The sequence below is a fragment of the Nonomuraea sp. NPDC003201 genome (assembly GCF_053590415.1).
Window position 1 is genome coordinate 13,316 of sequence record NZ_JBSFTC010000126.1, and the last position, 17,024, is coordinate 30,339.

Here is a 17,024-nt window from a genome sequence, read left to right on the forward strand (position 1 = left end):
CCCGCAGCTTCATCTCCCACCCGCCCGCCGGCCCCCGCAAGGGGTACGGCGGGCGGTGTCATTTGCCGTAGAGTCGCGCTTGGCGACATATATGAACCGGTAAATCCAAGGGGCGGCCGATGAAGCGACCCACGATCGACGACATCGCGCGCAGGGCCGGCGTCTCGAAAGGGGCCGTGTCATTCGCGCTGAACGGCCGTCCCGGCGTCTCCAGCGAGACGCGCCGCCGCATCCAGGCCATCGCCGCCGAGCTGGGCTGGCAGCCCAACAGCCTGGCGCGGGCCCTGTTCGACGGCCGGCCCGACGTGCTGGGCCTGCTTGTGGACCGCCCGGCGCGCACGCTGGGGCTGGAGCCGTTCTTCATGCAGCTGATCTCCGGCATCGAGGCCACGCTGTCGGCCGCGTCCGTGGGGCTGCTGCTGCAGATGACCGAGGACCACGAGGCCGAGATCGCGATCTACCGCAAATGGTGGGCGCAGCACCGGGTCGCCGGGGTGTTCGTCGTGGACCTGCGGGTCGCGGACGCCAGGGTCGCCGTGCTGGAGGAGCTGCGGCTGCCCGCCGTCGTGATCGGCGGCCCCGGCGGGACCGGGCGGCTGCCCGCCGTGTGGATCGACGACGGCGGCGCGCTCGCCGCCGTGATCGAGCACCTGGCCGGGCTGGGGCACCGCAGGATCGCCAGGGTCGCGGGCCCCGAGGAGCTCATGCACACCGGCGTCAGGACCGCCGCCATGCGGGCCACCGCCGCGCGGCTGGGCGTCGAGAGCGTCACCGTGTACGCCGACTACAGCGGCGAGAGCGGCGAGCGCGCCACGCTCGACCTCCTGCGCGGGCCGGACCGGCCCACCGCCATCGTGTACGACAACGACGTGATGGCGGTCGCGGGCACCGCCGCCGCCCGCGAGGCCGGGATCTCGGTGCCCGGCGAGCTGTCCGTCGTGGCCTGGGACGACTCCGCTCTGTGCCTGCTGGCCCGGCCGCACCTGACGGCGGTCAGCAGGGACATCGCCGCCTGCGGCGCCCACGCCGCCCGCGCCCTGCTCGATCTGGTGCGGGGCCGCGAGGTGGCCGACGGACGCCAGGCCAACCCGCGCATGGTCAGCAGAGGCAGCACCGCGCCCGTACGTGAACCCGTTCAGTTAATGGCCGGAAACATTGAAACTAAACGGGTTTAGTGATGCGATTGCCATTCCCGCTGCTCGAGCCCGGAGGGTTGATGAGCCCGTTCCGCCCCCTTCATGAAGCCTGGACCGTCCGCTCCGCGAGCGGCGACGTGCGGGCCCCGGCCACCGTCCCAGGTTGCGTGCACACCGACCTGCTCGCCGCGGGGCTGATCCCCGATCCCTACCTCGACGACAACGAGACCCACCTGGCCTGGATCGGGCGCACCGAGTGGCGTTACGAGACGGAGTTCTCGTGGGACGGCACCGGTCACGAGCACGTCGACCTCGTGTGCCAGGGGCTCGACACCGTGGCGGCCGTCGAGCTCAACGGCGTGCGGGTGGGCGAGTCCGCGAACATGCACCGCTCGTACCGGTTCGACGTCCGCCACGCGCTGCGGACCGGGAGCAACCGGCTGACGGTCACGTTCGGGTCGGCGCTCGAATACGCCGAGCGGCTGCGGGAGGAGCTCGGCCACCGGCCGGGCGCCTACACCCAGCCCTACAACTTCATCAGGAAGATGGCCTGCAACTTCGGCTGGGACTGGGGCCCGACGCTGATCACGGCGGGCATCTGGCGGCCGATCGGGCTGCACGAGTGGAGCGGGGCCAGGATCGCCGAGGTCCGGCCGCTGGTGACCGTCGAGGACGGGACAGCCAGGGTGGACGTGCACGTCCGGGTGGAGAAGACGGGCGCCGCCGAGGTGAGCGCGGCGATCAAGGGGGTGACGGCCCGCGCCGTGATCCCCGAGGACGGCGACGAGGCCGTGCTCACGCTGGAGGTGCCCGACCCGGAGCTGTGGTGGCCGCGCGGGTACGGCGAGCAGCCGCTCCACGAGCTCGAGGTGACGGCCGGCGAGGACGTGTGGCGCCGCGAGATCGGGCTGCGCGAGGTGCGCCTGCGTACCGAGGGCGGCGCGTTCACCCTGGCCGTCAACGGGGTCGAGGTGTTCGTCAGAGGGGTCAACTGGATCCCCGACGACTGCTTCCCCACCAGGGTGGGCCGCGACCGCTACGCCGCCCGGCTCGCCCAGGCCTGCGAGACGAACGTCAACCTCGTCCGCGTGTGGGGCGGCGGCCTGTACGAGAGCGAGGACTTCTACGACCTGTGCGACCGGCTCGGGCTGATGGTCTGGCAGGACTTCCCGTTCGCCTGCGCCGCCTACCCCGAGGAGGACCCGATCGGGGCGGAGGTGGAGGCGGAGGCGCGCGAGCAGGTCGCCAGGCTGAGCGCGCACCCGAGCCTGGTCCTGTGGTGCGGCAACAACGAGAACATCGAGGGCTACGCCGACTGGGGCTGGCAGGAGCCGCTCCAGGGACGCAGCTGGGGAGGCGGCTTCTACCTGGAGACGCTGCCGCGCGTCGTGGCCGAGCTGGACCCGACCCGCCCGTACTGGCCGGGCAGCCCCTACTCGGGCTCCATGGACCTGCCGCCCAACGACCCGGCCCGCGGCACCATGCACATCTGGGACGTGTGGAACGAACGCGACTACACCGTCTACCGCGACTACCGGCCCCGCATGGCCGCCGAGTTCGGGTTCCAGGGGCCCGCCGCGTACGCCACGATCCGCCGGGCGATCAGCGACGAGCCGCTGCTGCCCGACTCCCGGGGCCTGCTGCACCACCAGAAGGCCGTCGACGGCAACCTCAAGCTGGCCGCCGGGCTCAAGCCGCACTTCCCGGTCCCCGGGACCTTCGACGACTGGCACTACCTCACCCAGGTCAACCAGGCGCGTGCCATCCAGCTCGGGGTGGAGCACTTCAGGGCCCTGTGGCCGCACTGCGCGGGCAGCGTGGTGTGGCAGCTCAACGACTGCTGGCCGGTCACGTCGTGGTCGGCCGTGGACGGGGACGGGCGGAGGAAGCCGCTGTTCCACGCGCTGCGCAGGGCGTACGCCGATCGGCTGCTGACGGTGCAGCCGCGTGACGGCGGGATGGCGCTGGTCGCCGTCAACGACAGCGCGCGGCCGTGGCGGGCGTCGGCGCGGGCCGTACGGCACGGCTTCGACGGCAGCGTGCTCGCGGCGCAGGACCTCGCGCTGGACGTGCCGCCCCGGGCGGTCGTCACCCTGCCGCTGGCCGCGCCCGTCGCCGAGCCGGGCGACCCGGCGAGCGAGCTGATCACCGCCTCGATCACCGGGTCGGCCGGGCCGGACGACCAGGTGCGCGGGCCGATCGCCGCCTTCGCCGAGCCGGCGGTGGCGCGGGCGCTGTGGTTCTTCGCGCCCGACCGGGACCTGCGCCTGCCCGAGCCGCGTTACGACACCGCGGCCGAGGCCGTCCCCGGCGGGCTCCGGCTGACGGTCACCGCGCGCACGCTCCTGCGCGACCTGGCCGTCTTCCCCGACCGGCTGGACCCGGCCGCCGAGGCCGACGACCAGCTCGTCACGCTGCTGCCGGGCGAGCGGGCCGAGTTCCTCATCAGCACGGCGGGCCTGGACGAGCAGGCGCTGGTCCGCGTGCCGGTGCTGCGCTGCGTCAACGATGTGGTGGCGGGAGCATGAGGCGGTACGGGTTCAACCTGCAGTGGATGTTCTGGAAGGATTCTGGCGTGAAGCCCGCGCCCGTGGACGAGCGGGTGCTGGACGCGATCGCCGGGTGGGGCTTCGACTTCGTCCGCATGCCGTGCGACTACCGCTTCTGGACCGACGGGCTCGACTACGCCCACCCCGACGAGCGCGTGCTCGAGGTGCTGGACACCTACCTCGACGCCTGCCGCGAGCGCGGCCTGCACCTCTCGCTCAACCTCCACCGGGCCCCCGGCTACGTGATCACCGGCTGGGAGAGCGAGCACCACAACCTCTGGGCCGACCTCGAGGCGCAGGATGGCTTCGCCGCCATCTGGACCGGATTCGCCCGCCGCTACCGGGGCGTGCCCGGCGACGAGCTCTCGTTCGACCTCGTCAACGAGCCGCCGTCGGTGGGGGAGCGGGGGTTCACCAGAGCGGCGCACGAGACGGTGATCCGCCGCGTAGTGGCGGAGATCCGGCGGGCCGACCCGGACCGGCCGATCGTGATCGACGGGCTGGGCGGCGGCCACCTGGCCGTGCCGGAGCTGGCCGACCTCGGCGTGGTCCACAGCACCCGCGGCTACGCGCCGATGAGCGTCAGCCACTACCGGGCCGAGTGGTGGCCCGGCTCACAGGGCCTGGCCGAGCCTGCCTACCCCTGCGACCACCAGGGACAACGCTGGGACCGGGCCGCGCTGCGCGACTTCTACGCCCCGTGGCGCGAGGTGGCGGGGCAGGGTGTGCCCGTCCACGTGGGCGAGTTCGGCTGCTACGACCACACGCCGAACGACGTCGCGCTGCGCTGGCTGTCCGACGTGCTCGGCGTGTTCGCCTCGTTCGGCTGGGGATACGCGTTGTGGGAGTTCCAGGGGCCGTTCGGGGTGATCGGGCACCGGCGGCCCGGTGCGCGCTTCGAGCAGCTCGACGGGTTCCCGGTGGACCGGGACCTCCTGGAGCTGCTCCAGGCGCACCGGGTCAGCCCTTGAGGCCGCTGAGGGCGATGCCGCGGGTGAAGTACTTCTGGAAGATCACGAAGAAGACGATCGTCGGGACCGACGCGAGCAGCCCGCCCGCCATGATCGCGCCTTGGTGATCGGGTCCCACGTAGTAGGAGTTGAGCCTGGCCAGTGCGACGGGTATGTTCGCCATCTCGTCGCTCTGGACGATGATGAGCGGCCAGAGGAAGTTGTTCCACTCCGCGAGCACGATGAAGATCGACATCGCGGCGAGCGCCGGCCGCAGCAGCGGCAGCACGATCTTCCACCAGATCCGCCACTCCCCGGCGCCGTCCACCCTGGCCGCCTGGATCAGCTCGTTCGGCAGCGACTGCAGGAACTGCACCAGGAAGAACAGCACGAACGCCTTGGCCAGCGCCGGCACGATGTAGGCGGCGTAGTTGTCCAGCCAGCCCAGGTTCCGCATGATCACGTAGTTGGGGATCAGCGTCGTCTGCCAGGGCACCATCATCGAGGCGATGATCAGCAGGAAGATCGTCCGCCGGCCCTTGATGTCGTGCTTGGAGATCACGTACGCGGCCAGCGAGCAGATCAGCAGCGACCCGACGGTGATGGCGGTGGTGATGACGAGGCTGTTGAGCATGAACCGCCAGAACCCCATGTCCACCTGGTAGCGCTGGAAGATGCCCGCCAGGTGGCCGGGGTTGATCCCCTTGGGGCTCCACTCCGTGTCGTAGAAGTTGGCGACCGTGGGGGACTGCGGCACGAACGACGGCGGCGTCCTGGCCAGCTCTCTCGGCGGCTTGAACACCGTGATGAGCAGCCAGTAGAACGGCGCGATCATCGTCAGCGCCAGCAGGTAGAACGGCAGGCGCAGCAGATGCCCGTTGATCTTCGCGCGCCGGCTGCCGCCCGCCGGGGCCGCGTGCCGGGACGGCTGCGGCGCGGGGGCGATCGTGTCCATCGGGGCGACGGCCATCACAGCTCCTTCATGGCGCGGCCCACGCGCAGGTTGACGAGGCTCAGCACGAAGATGATCAGGAAGAGCACCCAGGCGATCGCCGAGGCGTAGCCCAGCCTGAAGTGGGTGAATCCCTGGTCGTAGAGGTAGGGGACGATCATCAGGCCCGAGTCGAGCACGCCGCCGATGGTGTTGGCGCCCGACGAGAAGACGATGTAGACGGCCTCGAACACCTGGAAGGCGCCGATCAGGCCGGTCACCACCACGTACGTGGTGACGGGACGCAGCAGCGGCAGCGTGATGTGGCGGAAGCGGTGCCAGGTCGAGGCGCCGTCGATCTTGGCCGCCTCGTAGTACTCCTCGGGGATCGAGCCGAGGCCGGCCACGTACAGCACCATGCCGTAGCCCATGCCGCCCCACACCGACATCACCACCAGGATGGGGATCGTCAGCCCCGGCGTGGCCAGCCAGGCCACGGCCTTGCCGCCGAACCAGCCCACGATGGTGTTGGCCAGGCCCACGTCGCTGGGGTAGAGGACCCACTTCCACATCAGCATGAGCGCGATGGAGGAGGTCACCGACGGCAGGAAGAACACCGTGCGCATGATCCGGTGCAGCCAGCTCGTGCCGCTGAAGGCCAGCGCGAGGCCCAGCGACAGCAGCGTGCCGAGCACGACCGACGCGACCACGTACAGGGCCGTGTTGCCCAGCGCGTGGCGGAACCTGGCGTCCGAGGCCAGCTGCTGGAAGTTCTCCAGGCCGGTGAACGCGGCGGGGTTGATCCCGTCGAACTTCGTGAAGCTCAGATAGAGAGAGTTGGCCAGCGGCCAGATCAGAAAGCCCGCGAACAGTGCGAGGAAGGGCAGCAGCATCGCGTACGAGGTGCCGTAGCGGCGCAGCCTGCTGCGCAGGGGGATGGGGGAGGCCATGTCAGACTCCTGGATCATCGGGGCCGGGACCGGGCCCGCGCCGGTCCCGGCGAGCGGCTAACCGGCGTTGCGCTCCATGACCTTGGCGGCCTCCGCCAGCGCGGTCTTGGCATCCGACTTGCCCAGGATGACCGACTGGAGCTGCTTGGTCACGTCCGGCGCGCTCTCGTCCCAGCCCGGGCAGCCCGGCGCGGCCTTGCCCGTCTTGATCGACGCCTCGAACACCTGAGCCTGCTCGGGCGCGAACACCGAGCCGTTCACGATCTTGTCGGCCCGCGGTGAGATGTAGGAGATGTTCCGCTTCCTGGCCTCGTCCGAGATCGCGGCGATGGCCTCATCGCTGTACATGAACGTGACGAAGTCCGCGCCCGTCTCGACGTACTTGCTGAAGGAGGTCACGCCGATCGCCCGGCCGCCGATGAACGCGGTCGGCCCGGCGGGCCCCGCGGGGATCGTGGACATCGCCCACTTGCCCTTCAGCTTCGGCTTGTTGATGTCGATGCCCTTGGCGATCCAGTTGCCCGCCACCACCATCGCGGTGCCGGTGTCCAGCGCGTCGGAGCCCTCCACGGTGGCGGTCGGCGCGCCGTGCTTCTTGTACAGGTCGGCCCAGTACGTCAGCGCCTTCTCGGCCTCCGGGGTGTTGAGCGAGGGCTTGCAGTCGGCGGTGTAGAACGAGCCGCCCGCCTGGTAGAGGTAGTTGAAGTAGCCGATCCAGTCCAGGTTGCCCCAGTCCTGGCTGTAGGGCTTCTTCACGCCGGCGGCCTTGAGCTTGTCGATGGCCGCGGTCAGCTCCTCCCAGGTCTTGGGCGGCTCGACCTTGGCCTTCTCCAGCAGATCGGTGCGGTAGTAGAGGGCCAGGGTCGACATGTCCAGCGGCACGCCGTACACCGAGCCGTCAGGGGAGATGGCCGACTCCCACTGGGCGGGCAGCGCCTGCGCCTTGAGCGAGTCGGCGCCGTACTTGCGCAGGTCCACCATGGCGCCCCTGGTGCCGAACTGGATGGTCCAGGTCATGCCGCCGGAGATGATGTCGGGCCCGTTGCGACTGGTGGCCGCGGCCAGCAACTTGGCGTACGCGTCGCTCCACGACAGGGTCTGCACCTTGACCGTCACGTTCGGGTGCTTCTGGTGGTAGAGGTCGGCCGCCTTCTGGAAGGTCGCGGTCTCGTCGTCTCCGCCCGTGGACCAGAAGGACAGGGTCGCGGGGGCGTTCTGGTCTGCCTGCTTGGTCTGCGTCTGGCCACTCGTGGCGCAGGCCGCGCTCAGGACCGTCAGCAGGACCGCGCTGCACGCTGCCATCGTTCGTCGCATGGGGCTGTCCGATCTATCGGTCGGATGGGCGCCGGGACTCCCTGCGAAGGGCGTGCGGATGTGCGAGGGCATCCCCACGACTGGCGCCCAAATTCAATGGTGTAGGGATCTCACCACTTAAACGGGTAAGTTACAATAGCCAGCCTTGGAGATTGCTGAAATGTTTCCCCTTATGGAGCCGCTGACCTGTGGCTACATCGCCCGTGAAACGGTTCGGTCACGGCCCGCGGGGGCGGTGCTGCCCCGGGGCAGCAGGCGCGCCGGCGGCCCCTCCAGGCTCCCCGTCTCCCCGCTGCCGATCAGCCGGAGCAGGGTCTGGGCGGCGTGCGCGCCGCAGGCGGGGATGTCCCGGGTCACCGCGGTCAGCGACGGCCGCACCACCTGGGAGAGCGGCGAGTCGTCCCAGCCCACGATCGACAGCTCGGCGGGGACGTCCAGGCGCATCTCCTGGGCGACCGACAGCCCCGCCACCGCCATGATGTCGTTGTCGTAGACGATCGCGGTGGGCCTGGCCCGGGAGCTGAGCAGCCGCCTGGTCGCGCGGGCGCCCTGCTCGCCCGTGTAGTCGGTGTGGACGACCGGGTGCTCGCCGACGCCCGACTCGGCGCAGAGCTCCGCGAACGCCTCGTCCCTGATCCTCGTGTGCAGCAGCGCCGGCAGCCCGGCCACCCTGGCGATGTGCCGGTGGCCGAGCGCCGCCAGATACTCGACCACCTCGCGCAGCACGGCCACCTCGTCCGACCACACCGAGGGCAGCGAGCCGGTGCCCGACGGGTGGCCGGTCACCACCGCGGGCATGCCCAGCCGCTCGACCACCGGTATCCGGGGGTCGTCCGCGTGCAGGTCGACCAGGATCGCGCCGTCCACCCGGCCCTCGCCCCACCAGCGCCGGTAGACCGCGATCTCGGCCTCGTGGTCGGCCACCACCTGCAGCATCAGCGCGCACGAGCTGGCCGCCAGCTCGCCCTCGATGCCGCTGATCAGCTCCATGAAGAACGGCTCCACACCGAGGAAGCGCGCAGGGCGGCACAGGACCAGGCCGATGGCGTCGGCCCTGGCGCCGCTGAGCGAGCGCGCGGCCACGTTGGGCCGCCAGCCGATCTCCTGGGCGATCGCCTGGATGCGCGCCCTGGTCTCGGCGGAGACACCGGGCTGGCCGTTCAGCGCGTAGGAGACAGCCCCCTTGGACACGCCGGCCCGTCTGGCGATGTCGGCGATCGTTGGCCTCTTCACCCCGTGCTCCTCTCTGAAACTTTCACTGAACCGTATCAGCGATAACTGCGGCTCTCCTGGCGCCGGACGCTCGCCCCCGCGACCGGATGATCGCGCCGGCGCGATCACCGTTACGGTGAGGGCACCCCGATGTGTCCTCCAGGAGTGCCGATGTTCGTAGACATGCCACTCGCCCGGCTACGCGAGTATCTCCCCGAACGCGCCGAGCCCGCCGACTTCGACGCCTTCTGGGAGCGCACGCTCGCCGAGGCCCGCACCCACGACCTCGCCCCCGAGTTCACCCCCGTGGCCTCCCCGCTGACCACCGCCGAGGTGTTCGACGTCACCTTCGCCGGCTTCGGCGGCCATCCGATCAAGGGCTGGCTGCTCGTCCCGCGCCAGGCCGCCGGGCCGGTGCCGTGCGTGGTCGAGTACCAGGGCTACGGCGGCGGACGCGGGCTGCCGATCGACTGGCTGCTCTGGCCCAGCCTCGGCTACGCCGTCTTCGCCATGGACAGCCGGGGCCAGGGGGCCGGCGGGTGGCGGCGCGGCGACACCGCCGACCCCCATCCCGGCTCCGGCCCCACCACGCCCGGCGTCATGACCAGCGGCATCCACGACCCGGACGCCTACTACTACCGGCGGCTCTACACCGACGCGGTGCGCGCCGTCGAGGCCGCCAGGGCCCACCCCCGGGTGGGCACGGTCGCGGTCGGCGGCGCCAGCCAGGGCGGGGCGATCGCGCTGGCCGCTTCCGCGCTGGTGCCCGGCCTCGCCTGCGCCTTCCTGGACGTGCCGTTCATGTGCCACATCCGGCACGCCACGGAGATCACCGGCGAACATCCGTACGCCGAGATCGCCGCCTACTGCCGCGCGTTCAAGGAGAAGGTCGAGCCCGTCTTCGAGACCCTGGCCTACTTCGACGGCGTCAACTTCGCCGCCCGCGCCGCCACGCCCGCCCTCTTCTCGGTGGGGCTGCAGGACGGGATCACGCCGCCGTCCACGGTGTTCGCCGCCTACAACCACTACGCCGGGGAGAAGGACATCAAGGTCTACCCGTACAACGGGCACGAGGGCGGCGAGTCCGCGCACGCCATGGAGCGGATCGCGAGAGCCAGGAAGGCGCTCGGCTGAGAACGCCCCGTCGGCCCTTCGGTGAGGCCGTCTCGCGTGGCGGACGCGGGGCGGCGTCACCCTCTCGCGCAGACTAGGCTTGACAAGCACGTCAGCCGACCGACGAGAGAGACCATGAAGACCTTCGAAGAGCTGTTCGCCGAGCTGTCCGAGAAGGCCAGGACCCGGCCCGAGGGCTCGGGCACCGTGGCCGCCCTCGACGCCGGCGTCCATGCCATCGGCAAGAAGGTCGTCGAGGAGGCCGCCGAGAGCTGGATGGCCGCCGAGCACGAGTCAGACGACAGGGCCGCCGAGGAGATCTCCCAGCTCCTCTACCACGTGCAGGTGCTCATGATCGCCAAGGGCATCGGCCTCGACCAGGTCTACAAGCATCTCTAGGGCGCCCGGCGCCCGCCACCCAGCCCCTGGAGAAGCAACAGCGAGACAGATCGAGGACCCGAACATGCTGCGTCTGGCAGTACCCAACAAGGGCTCGCTCAGCGAGGCGGCCCAGAACATGCTCAAGGAGGCCGGTTACCGGCCCCGCCGCGACAGCAAGGAGCTCGTCGTCGTCGACGAGGCCAACGGCTGCGAGCTGTTCTTCCTGCGACCCCGCGACATCGCCGTCTACGTCGGCGAAGGCACGCTCGACGTCGGCATCACCGGCCGTGACATGCTGGTCGACTCCGGCGCGCCGGTCGAGGAGATCATGCCGCTCGGCTTCGGCGGCTCCACCTTCCGCCTGGCCGCCGCGGCCGGCACGATGACCTCCGCCGCCGACCTCAACGGCCGCCGCATCGCCACCTCCTACGCGGGCCTGCTCGACAAATACCTCTCCGACGAGGGCGTCGACGCCCGCGTGATCAAGCTCGACGGCGCCGTCGAGACCGCCATCCGGCTCGGCGTGGCCGACGCGGTGGCCGACGTCGTCGAGACCGGCACCACGCTGCGCAACGTCGGCCTGGAGGTGTTCGGCGAGCCGATCATGCGCTCGGAGGCGGTGCTGATCAAGCAGCAGAGCTCGCCCGACACGCCCGCCGTCCAGCAGCTCGTCCGCCGTGTCCAGGGCGTCGTGCACGCCCGCGACTTCGTGATGATGGACTACGACATCCGGGCCGAGCGCATCGAGGAGGCCATCGCGCTCACCCCCGGCATGGAGGGCCCCACCGTCTCCCCGCTGCACCGCGAGGGCTGGGTGGCCGTGCGCGTCATGGTCCGCCGCCAGGGCCACCAGCTGGTGATGGACCAGCTCTGGGACATCGGCGCGCGGGCGATCCTGATCACCGACATCTACGCCTGCCGCGTGTGACGTCCGGCCCCGGCGTTGGCCTGACAAATGTCACGGCCAACGCCGGAGGTAACGCACTAACCGGCCGGAAGCCGCGGCCATAGCGTTCTTTTCATGAACGCCATCGTGTTCGACCATGTCAGCAAGCACTACGGGGACGTGCTCGCCGTCGACGACCTCTCCCTCGCGATCGAGCCAGGCAACACCGTGGCCCTGCTCGGCCCCAACGGCGCCGGCAAGTCCACCTCCATCAACCTCCTGCTCGGCCTGCTCAAGCCCACCGCGGGCACGGTCGCCGTGCACGGCCGCACCCCCGACGAGGCCGTCCGGGCCGGCCAGATGGGCGCCATGCTCCAGAACGGCGCGCTCATCCCCGAGCTGTCCGTCAAAGAGCTCATCGACCTGGTACGCCGCCTCTACCCGCGCCCCCTCGCCCTGGACGAGATCCTCAAGCTGGCCGACCTGACCGAGCTCGCGGGCCGGCGGGCGAACAAGCTGTCCGGCGGCCAGTCGCAGCGCGTCAGGTTCGCCCTGGCCATCGCGGGGGCGCCCAAGATCCTGCTGCTCGACGAGCCGACCGCGGCCATGGACGTGGAATCGCGACTGCGCTTCTGGGCCAGCATGCACGACTACGCCTCCAACGGCAGGACCGTGCTGTTCGCCACCCACTACCTGGAGGAGGCCGACGAGCACTCCGACCGGGTGATCGTCATCGCCAAGGGCCGGCTGGCCGCCGACGGCACCGCCGCCGAGATCAAGGCCGGGGCCGGCGGCCACACCGTCAGCTTCGCCCTCGGCGAGCAGCCCGCGGCCGGGCTCGACCGGCTGCCCGGGGTGACCGCCGTGGAGGTCGCCGGCGGCGTCGTCACCCTGCACACCTCCGACACCGACGCCACCCTCGCCGCGCTCTACCGGGGCACCACCCTCGACGTGAGCGAGCTGAAGCTCTCCAGCGCCGACCTCGAATCCGCCTTCCTCGCCCTCACCAGGGAGTCCTGATGCTCTACTACGCCAAGACCGAGGCCCTGCGGATGCTGCGCAACCGGCGCTACCTGATCTTCGTGGTCGCCTTCCCCGTCCTGCTCTACCTCATCAACGCCAACATCTACGGCAACCAGACCGACGCGGGCGGCGTGAGGTACAGCGTCATCCTGATGGTGTCGATGGCCGCCTACGGGGCGCTGGCCTCGTCCATGATGAGCTCGGCCGTGCCGTGGGCCACCGAGCGGCAGTCCGGCTGGCTGCGCCAGCTCCAGATCACCCCGCTGCCGAGCTGGGCGATCATCGTGACCAAGCTCGGCGCCACCATGGTGCTCGTGCTGCCCTCGCTGGTGCTGGTGAGCCTGGCCGCCGTGGTGCAGCAGCACGTGTCGCTGCCGCTCGGCACCTGGGCGGAGCTGCTGCTCGCGCTCTGGCTCGGCGTGCTGCCGTTCGTCGCGCTGGGCCTGGCCATCGGGTCCGTGCTCTCGGCCGACGCCGCCCAGCCGGCCGCGATGATCTGCATGTTCGCGCTGGCGATCGCCGGCGGCCTGTGGTTCCCGCCCGAGGTGCTCGGCGACACCCTGCGCACGGTCGCGGACGTCACCCCGTCGTTCCACTACGCCAGGCTGGGCCAGAGCATCGTCGCCGGCCAGGGACTGCCCATGACGGACGTGCTGGTCGTCGCCGGATGGGCGGTCGCGCTGGGGAGCGCGGCCGCCTACCTTTATCATCGGGCTACCGTACGGGTTTGAGATCCTCCCCACAGCCGAAGCCGGGGGATTCCGGCCCTCGCGGGTCGGATCTTCCTGCTTCACCGCCGACCGCCCGAGGTCTTGCACCAGCTCCACAGGCGTTTCACCGCTTCGCCGGCCCGGCGGCGAGGATCTTGCGAATCGGGCGGGAGGCGGCTTGGTCATCGCCGCCTCACACACTGCAGCGGAACACGGGGCGTCGCGCCGCGTTTCCTCGTCCAAGGAGTCTCCATGAGCTTCGCCGAGAGGATCACCTTCGGGGACGCGGATGGCAAGCCGTCGCGCAGGCGGCGGCTGATCGGCATCTCCGTGGGCCTGGTCTACCTGGTCTTCCCCGTCAGCGACATCGTGGGGGGCACCCTGACGGGGGCCCGGGCCGTGTGGGCGGGGGTGCTGCTCGTCACGTTCGTCGCGTCCTTCCTCGCGACGGTGCTGATCAACAAGGGCATATTCGACCACAGCCGCCTGACCTATCCGCTGCTCCTGGTGACCAGCGTGCTCGGCGTGGTGGGCGCCACCTCCTTCGGCGGCCCCTGGCTGAGCCTGCCGGTCTACACCGTCGTGCTGTACGGGTTCACGCTGCCGCCCCTGTGGGCCGTCGCGGCCGTGATCGCCCAGCTGGCCGTCGTCGTCGGCGCCGGCCTGATCAACCACGACGACGCCGACACGATCATCGTCCTGGGCCTGCAGGTGCTGACGCTCGGCGTGCTGTTCATCAGCGTGCGCAACACCAGGGCGCTGACCGTCAAGCTGCGCCTGGCCCAGGACGAGGTGGCCCGGCTGGCGGCCACGGAGGAGCGGCTGCGCATCGCCCGCGACCTGCACGACCTGCTCGGGCACAGCCTGTCGCTGATCGTGCTCAAGAGCGAGCTGGCCGGACGGCTGTCCGAGGACTCGCCGCAGGCGCACAAGGAGATCACCGACATCGAGACCGTCGCCAGGAAGGCTCTGACGGAGGTGCGGGAGGCCGTCACCGGCTACCGGCAGCGCAGCCTGCCCGAGGAGCTCGACAACGCCAGGACCGTGTTACGCGCGGCGGGCGTGGCGGCCGAGGTGCGGGTCTCGGGGACACCGCTGCCCGAGCTGCTCGACGGGCTGTTCGGCTGGTCCGTACGCGAGGGCGTCACCAACGTCGTGCGCCACGCGCGGGCCACCCGGTGCGAGATCAGGGTGACGTTGGAGGCCGGACACGCCACCCTGGAGATCATGGACAACGGAACGGGCGGCGACGGGCCGTACGCGATGGGCAGCGGGCTGAGCGGGCTCAACGAGCGGGTGGCGGGCGCGGGCGGCACGGTGGAGGCGGGCCCGGCGCGGGGCGGCGGCCATCACCTGCGGGTGCTGGTGCCGGTCGGGAAGGAGGCGTGCGCGTGATCCGCGTGATGCTGGCGGAGGACCAGGGCATGGTACGCGGCGCGCTGGCATCCCTGCTGGGCCTGGAGCCCGACATCGAGGTGGCCGGCGAGGCCGCCGACGGGGAGGAGGCGGTCGCGGTCGCCGCCAAGGTCCGGCCCGACATCGCGCTGCTCGACATCGAGATGCCCGGCATGGATGGGCTCGCGGCCTGCGCGAGCATCACGCGGCAGGTGCCGGGGTGCCGGGTGATGATCCTGACCACGTTCGGGCGGCCCGGCTACCTGCGTACCGCCATGGAGGCCGGGGCCTCGGCGTTCCTGGTGAAGGACAGCCCGGCCAGGGAGCTGGCCGCGGCCATCCGGCGGGTGCACGCGGGGGAGCGGGTGATCGACCCCGGGCTCGCCGCGGCGGCCCTCAGCGCCGGGCCGAACCCGCTGTCGGCGCGGGAGCGCGACGTGCTGGAGGCGGCGGTGGACGGCTCCACGATCGGCGACATCGCCGGCAAGCTGCACCTGTCGGAGGGGACCGTGCGCAACTACCTGTCCTCGGCCATCCAGAAGACGCACGCCCGCAACCGCATCGAGGCGGTGCAGCGCGCCAAGGCCCAGGGCTGGCTCTGACACCCGGGCTCAGCGGAGCCCGGCGACCGCCTTGACCGCCTGGTCCACCTGCTCGGGGGTGGTCACGATGCTGGTGCCGAAGCGCAGCAGCGGCGGGTCGTACGGCGTCACGCTCGCGATCACCTTGCTCGCGTGCAGCCGGTCGACGGCCTCCATCGGCGCCATCCCCTCGATCGAGCAGCACACGAGACCCGCCGACAGCTCGGGCGCCCGCGGCGTGGCCAGATTGACGTGCCGGATCGCGGCCAGGCCGTCCTTGAGCCTGGTGGCCAGCTCCTGCGTGCGCCGCCGCACCCGGTCCTTGCCGATCGCCGTCATGAACCCGAACGCCTGCGGCATCGCCCACCGGTGCTCGAACGCCTTGAAACCGCCCGGCGTGACCAGCTCCGCCGTGCTCGCCCCCGGGGAGGCGCCGCCCTGCCACGCCTGGAACGACGCTCCGCTGAAGCTGGCGATGATCGGGGAGACCGCGTCCCAGGCCCTGCCCCACACGATGCCGGTGCCGCGCGGCCCGAACAGCCACTTGTGCGTGCCACTGGCCAGGAAGTCGCACCCCAGGTCTCCGGGGCCGTCGGCCATCGCGCCGAACCCGTGCACGCCGTCCACGCACAGCAGCGCCCGGTCGTGCTCGGCGCGGCCCTTGTTCGCCTCGGCGAGCATGTCGGCGATGGCGCGGACGGGCACGCGCACGCCGGTGCTGGAATGCACCCAGGTGACCGCGACCACCCTGGTACGCGGGCCGAGCCCGGCCTTGATCGCCGCCACCATCCGGCCGGCGTCGGCGCGCGCGGGGTCGTCGTACAGCCTGACCTTGCGCACCTTCGCGCCCGTGCGCTCGGCCAGCAGCCGCAGCCCCTCGTGGGTGGCGAGGAAGTCGTGCTCGGTGGTCAGCACGTCCTGGCCGGGGCGCAGCCTGAGGCCGGAGTAGAGCAGGGCCAGGCCCATGGTGGTGCTGTCGGTCAGCGCGACCTCCTCCGCCCTGGCGCCCAGATAGCGGGCCGCGGCCTCGCGTACCGTCTGGTCGGGCGACTGCGCGCCGGGCGGCGTGTACTCGGGGTCGGCGTCCAGCGCGTCGCGGTGCCTGGCGATCGTCTCGCGGACCGGGGCCGGGGCCGGCGCCAGCACGAACGCCGCGAACTGCCCGTAGGCCGGGTCCAGCGCGAACTGGGCCCGCACGGACGCCCAGTCGCCGGGGTCGAACTTCGGCTTCACCGCGGGCGTACTGGTCGTGCACGCGCTCGCCAGCCCCGTCAGCATCCCCGCCCCGAGCAGGGTTCTCCTGTCCATCCGCATGGCTACTTCCTATCCCGGTCGCGCGCCCGCGCCCAGGACCCCCACGCGAGTCGTTCGTCAACTCCTGATCGCGGCGACCTGCCTGATGAGGTCGGAGACGCGGACGATGCCGAGGCAGCGGTTCATCTCGTCGGTGACCACCAGGTCGTCATAGACGCGGGCCGAGTCCCGGCCCGCCGCCTGCATGGCCGCGATCGCCGGGGTCGTCCGCGGCACCGTGCGGGGCGGGTCGGCCAGCCGCTGCGCCGGCTTCGAACCGTGCAGCGCGTGCCCGTACCGGGCCGCGAACGACAGCAGGAACCGGCTGCGGTCGAGGCTGCCCTTGGGCCGCTGGAACTCGTCCACCAGGATCACGCTGGTGATCGTCGGCTCGTGCCCGAACGCCTTGACCGCGTCCTCCGCCTTGGCCTCCGCGGGCAGCGTCACCGCCGGGATCAGCAGCTCCTGGACGCGCGGGCCGAGCATGACGGAGATCGGTTCGTCGGTGACCGGGAGCGGCACCCGTACCTTGCCGTCGGGGCCGGGGGCCAGCAGCGGGCCGTGCGCCAGCCGCACGCCGAGGCCGCGGGCCACCGCCAC

The 17,024-nt window shown here is 71.3% G+C and carries 16 protein-coding genes; 10 read left to right on the forward strand and 6 right to left on the reverse strand.

The annotated features are described in order from the left end of the window. Positions 1–119 precede the first annotated feature (119 nt). From ACWDX9_RS34090 to ACWDX9_RS34100, 3 genes are read left to right on the forward strand one after another with little or no spacing between them, the layout of a single operon-like run. Complete coding sequence (locus ACWDX9_RS34090; protein ID WP_449961201.1) at positions 120–1,175, forward strand: LacI family DNA-binding transcriptional regulator; 1,056 nt, start codon at positions 120–122, stop codon at positions 1,173–1,175. A gap of 41 nt (positions 1,176–1,216) precedes the next feature. Further along, on the forward strand, positions 1,217–3,664 hold the full coding sequence (locus tag ACWDX9_RS34095; RefSeq protein ID WP_449961203.1) for a glycoside hydrolase family 2 protein: 2,448 nt from the start codon (positions 1,217–1,219) through the stop codon (positions 3,662–3,664). A 47-nt stretch (positions 3,665–3,711) separates the two neighbouring features. Next, entirely contained in the window at positions 3,712–4,656 is a 945-nt protein-coding gene (locus ACWDX9_RS34100; RefSeq protein WP_449961206.1) for a glycoside hydrolase family 5 protein, read from the forward strand. Here ACWDX9_RS34100 and ACWDX9_RS34105 read toward each other — a convergent pair. The 4 genes from ACWDX9_RS34105 to ACWDX9_RS34120 form a co-directional block, all read right to left on the reverse strand. Further along, positions 4,646–5,605, reverse strand: a complete 960-nt coding sequence (locus tag ACWDX9_RS34105) for a carbohydrate ABC transporter permease (protein WP_350740076.1) — start codon at positions 5,603–5,605, stop codon at positions 4,646–4,648. The genes ACWDX9_RS34100 and ACWDX9_RS34105 overlap by 11 nt on opposite strands. Further along, positions 5,605–6,516, reverse strand: coding sequence for a carbohydrate ABC transporter permease (locus tag ACWDX9_RS34110; protein ID WP_350740079.1), 912 nt, complete (start codon positions 6,514–6,516; stop codon positions 5,605–5,607). Before ACWDX9_RS34110 ends, ACWDX9_RS34105 begins: the two co-directional genes overlap by 1 nt. Before the next feature lie 57 nt (positions 6,517–6,573). Beyond that, complete coding sequence (locus tag ACWDX9_RS34115; RefSeq protein ID WP_449961209.1) at positions 6,574–7,818, reverse strand: extracellular solute-binding protein; 1,245 nt, start codon at positions 7,816–7,818, stop codon at positions 6,574–6,576. A gap of 204 nt (positions 7,819–8,022) precedes the next feature. Continuing rightward, on the reverse strand, positions 8,023–9,063 hold the full coding sequence (locus ACWDX9_RS34120) for a LacI family DNA-binding transcriptional regulator (protein ID WP_350740085.1): 1,041 nt from the start codon (positions 9,061–9,063) through the stop codon (positions 8,023–8,025). Between the two features lie 150 nt (positions 9,064–9,213). On the opposite strand from ACWDX9_RS34120, the gene ACWDX9_RS34125 reads away from it, so the two are divergent. The 7 genes from ACWDX9_RS34125 (at position 9,214) to ACWDX9_RS34155 (ending at position 15,152) form a co-directional block, all read left to right on the forward strand. Continuing rightward, entirely contained in the window at positions 9,214–10,176 is a 963-nt protein-coding gene (locus tag ACWDX9_RS34125; RefSeq protein ID WP_449961212.1) for an acetylxylan esterase, read from the forward strand. A 114-nt stretch (positions 10,177–10,290) separates the two neighbouring features. Beyond that, positions 10,291–10,554: a phosphoribosyl-ATP diphosphatase gene (locus tag ACWDX9_RS34130; RefSeq protein WP_192785690.1), complete on the forward strand. Its 264-nt coding sequence runs from the start codon at positions 10,291–10,293 to the stop codon at positions 10,552–10,554. Between the two features lie 64 nt (positions 10,555–10,618). Further along, the gene (gene hisG, locus ACWDX9_RS34135) at positions 10,619–11,464 is read left to right on the forward strand and encodes an ATP phosphoribosyltransferase (protein WP_449961215.1); all 846 of its coding nucleotides are present in this window, start codon (positions 10,619–10,621) and stop codon (positions 11,462–11,464) included. A gap of 93 nt (positions 11,465–11,557) precedes the next feature. Further along, positions 11,558–12,442 (forward strand): ABC transporter ATP-binding protein, encoded by an 885-nt coding sequence (locus ACWDX9_RS34140; protein ID WP_449961216.1) that lies wholly within the window; start codon positions 11,558–11,560, stop codon positions 12,440–12,442. Further along, positions 12,442–13,176 (forward strand): ABC transporter permease, encoded by a 735-nt coding sequence (locus tag ACWDX9_RS34145; RefSeq protein WP_449961218.1) that lies wholly within the window; start codon positions 12,442–12,444, stop codon positions 13,174–13,176. Before ACWDX9_RS34140 ends, ACWDX9_RS34145 begins: the two co-directional genes overlap by 1 nt. A 231-nt stretch (positions 13,177–13,407) precedes the next feature. Further along, a complete protein-coding gene (locus ACWDX9_RS34150) occupies positions 13,408–14,550 on the forward strand; it encodes a sensor histidine kinase (protein ID WP_449961220.1) in 1,143 nt (380 codons plus the stop codon). Then, positions 14,547–15,152 carry a response regulator transcription factor gene (locus ACWDX9_RS34155; RefSeq protein WP_318786876.1) on the forward strand — a complete coding sequence of 202 codons (606 nt, stop codon included), beginning with the start codon at positions 14,547–14,549 and terminating at the stop codon, positions 15,150–15,152. Before ACWDX9_RS34150 ends, ACWDX9_RS34155 begins: the two co-directional genes overlap by 4 nt. 9 nt (positions 15,153–15,161) lie before the next feature. Here the strand turns inward: ACWDX9_RS34155 and ACWDX9_RS34160 are convergent, their stop codons facing one another. Together ACWDX9_RS34160 and ACWDX9_RS34165 are read right to left on the reverse strand one after the other, a co-directional pair. Then, on the reverse strand, positions 15,162–16,439 hold the full coding sequence (locus ACWDX9_RS34160; RefSeq protein ID WP_449961223.1) for an aminotransferase class V-fold PLP-dependent enzyme: 1,278 nt from the start codon (positions 16,437–16,439) through the stop codon (positions 15,162–15,164). Positions 16,440–16,502: 63 nt separating this feature from the next. Then, positions 16,503–17,024 (reverse strand): CBS domain-containing protein (locus ACWDX9_RS34165; protein ID WP_449961226.1); only part of this gene is annotated, 522 nt, incomplete at its 5' end.

Bases quoted from the DNA above. Each gene is read 5' to 3' on its own strand.
- ACWDX9_RS34140 (WP_449961216.1), top strand. From the start codon at position 11,558: ATGAACGCCATCGTGTTCGACCATGTCAGCAAGCACTACGGGGACGTG.
- ACWDX9_RS34145 (WP_449961218.1), top strand. From the start codon at position 12,442: ATGCTCTACTACGCCAAGACCGAGGCCCTGCGGATGCTGCGCAACCGG.
- ACWDX9_RS34125 (WP_449961212.1), top strand. From the start codon at position 9,214: ATGTTCGTAGACATGCCACTCGCCCGGCTACGCGAGTATCTCCCCGAA.
- ACWDX9_RS34130 (WP_192785690.1), top strand. From the start codon at position 10,291: ATGAAGACCTTCGAAGAGCTGTTCGCCGAGCTGTCCGAGAAGGCCAGG.
- ACWDX9_RS34115 (WP_449961209.1), bottom strand. From the start codon at position 7,818: ATGGCAGCGTGCAGCGCGGTCCTGCTGACGGTCCTGAGCGCGGCCTGC.
- ACWDX9_RS34105 (WP_350740076.1), bottom strand. From the start codon at position 5,605: ATGGCCGTCGCCCCGATGGACACGATCGCCCCCGCGCCGCAGCCGTCC.
- hisG (WP_449961215.1), top strand. From the start codon at position 10,619: ATGCTGCGTCTGGCAGTACCCAACAAGGGCTCGCTCAGCGAGGCGGCC.
- ACWDX9_RS34095 (WP_449961203.1), top strand. From the start codon at position 1,217: ATGAGCCCGTTCCGCCCCCTTCATGAAGCCTGGACCGTCCGCTCCGCG.
- ACWDX9_RS34160 (WP_449961223.1), bottom strand. From the start codon at position 16,439: ATGGACAGGAGAACCCTGCTCGGGGCGGGGATGCTGACGGGGCTGGCG.
- ACWDX9_RS34110 (WP_350740079.1), bottom strand. From the start codon at position 6,516: ATGGCCTCCCCCATCCCCCTGCGCAGCAGGCTGCGCCGCTACGGCACC.
- ACWDX9_RS34150 (WP_449961220.1), top strand. From the start codon at position 13,408: ATGAGCTTCGCCGAGAGGATCACCTTCGGGGACGCGGATGGCAAGCCG.
- ACWDX9_RS34090 (WP_449961201.1), top strand. From the start codon at position 120: ATGAAGCGACCCACGATCGACGACATCGCGCGCAGGGCCGGCGTCTCG.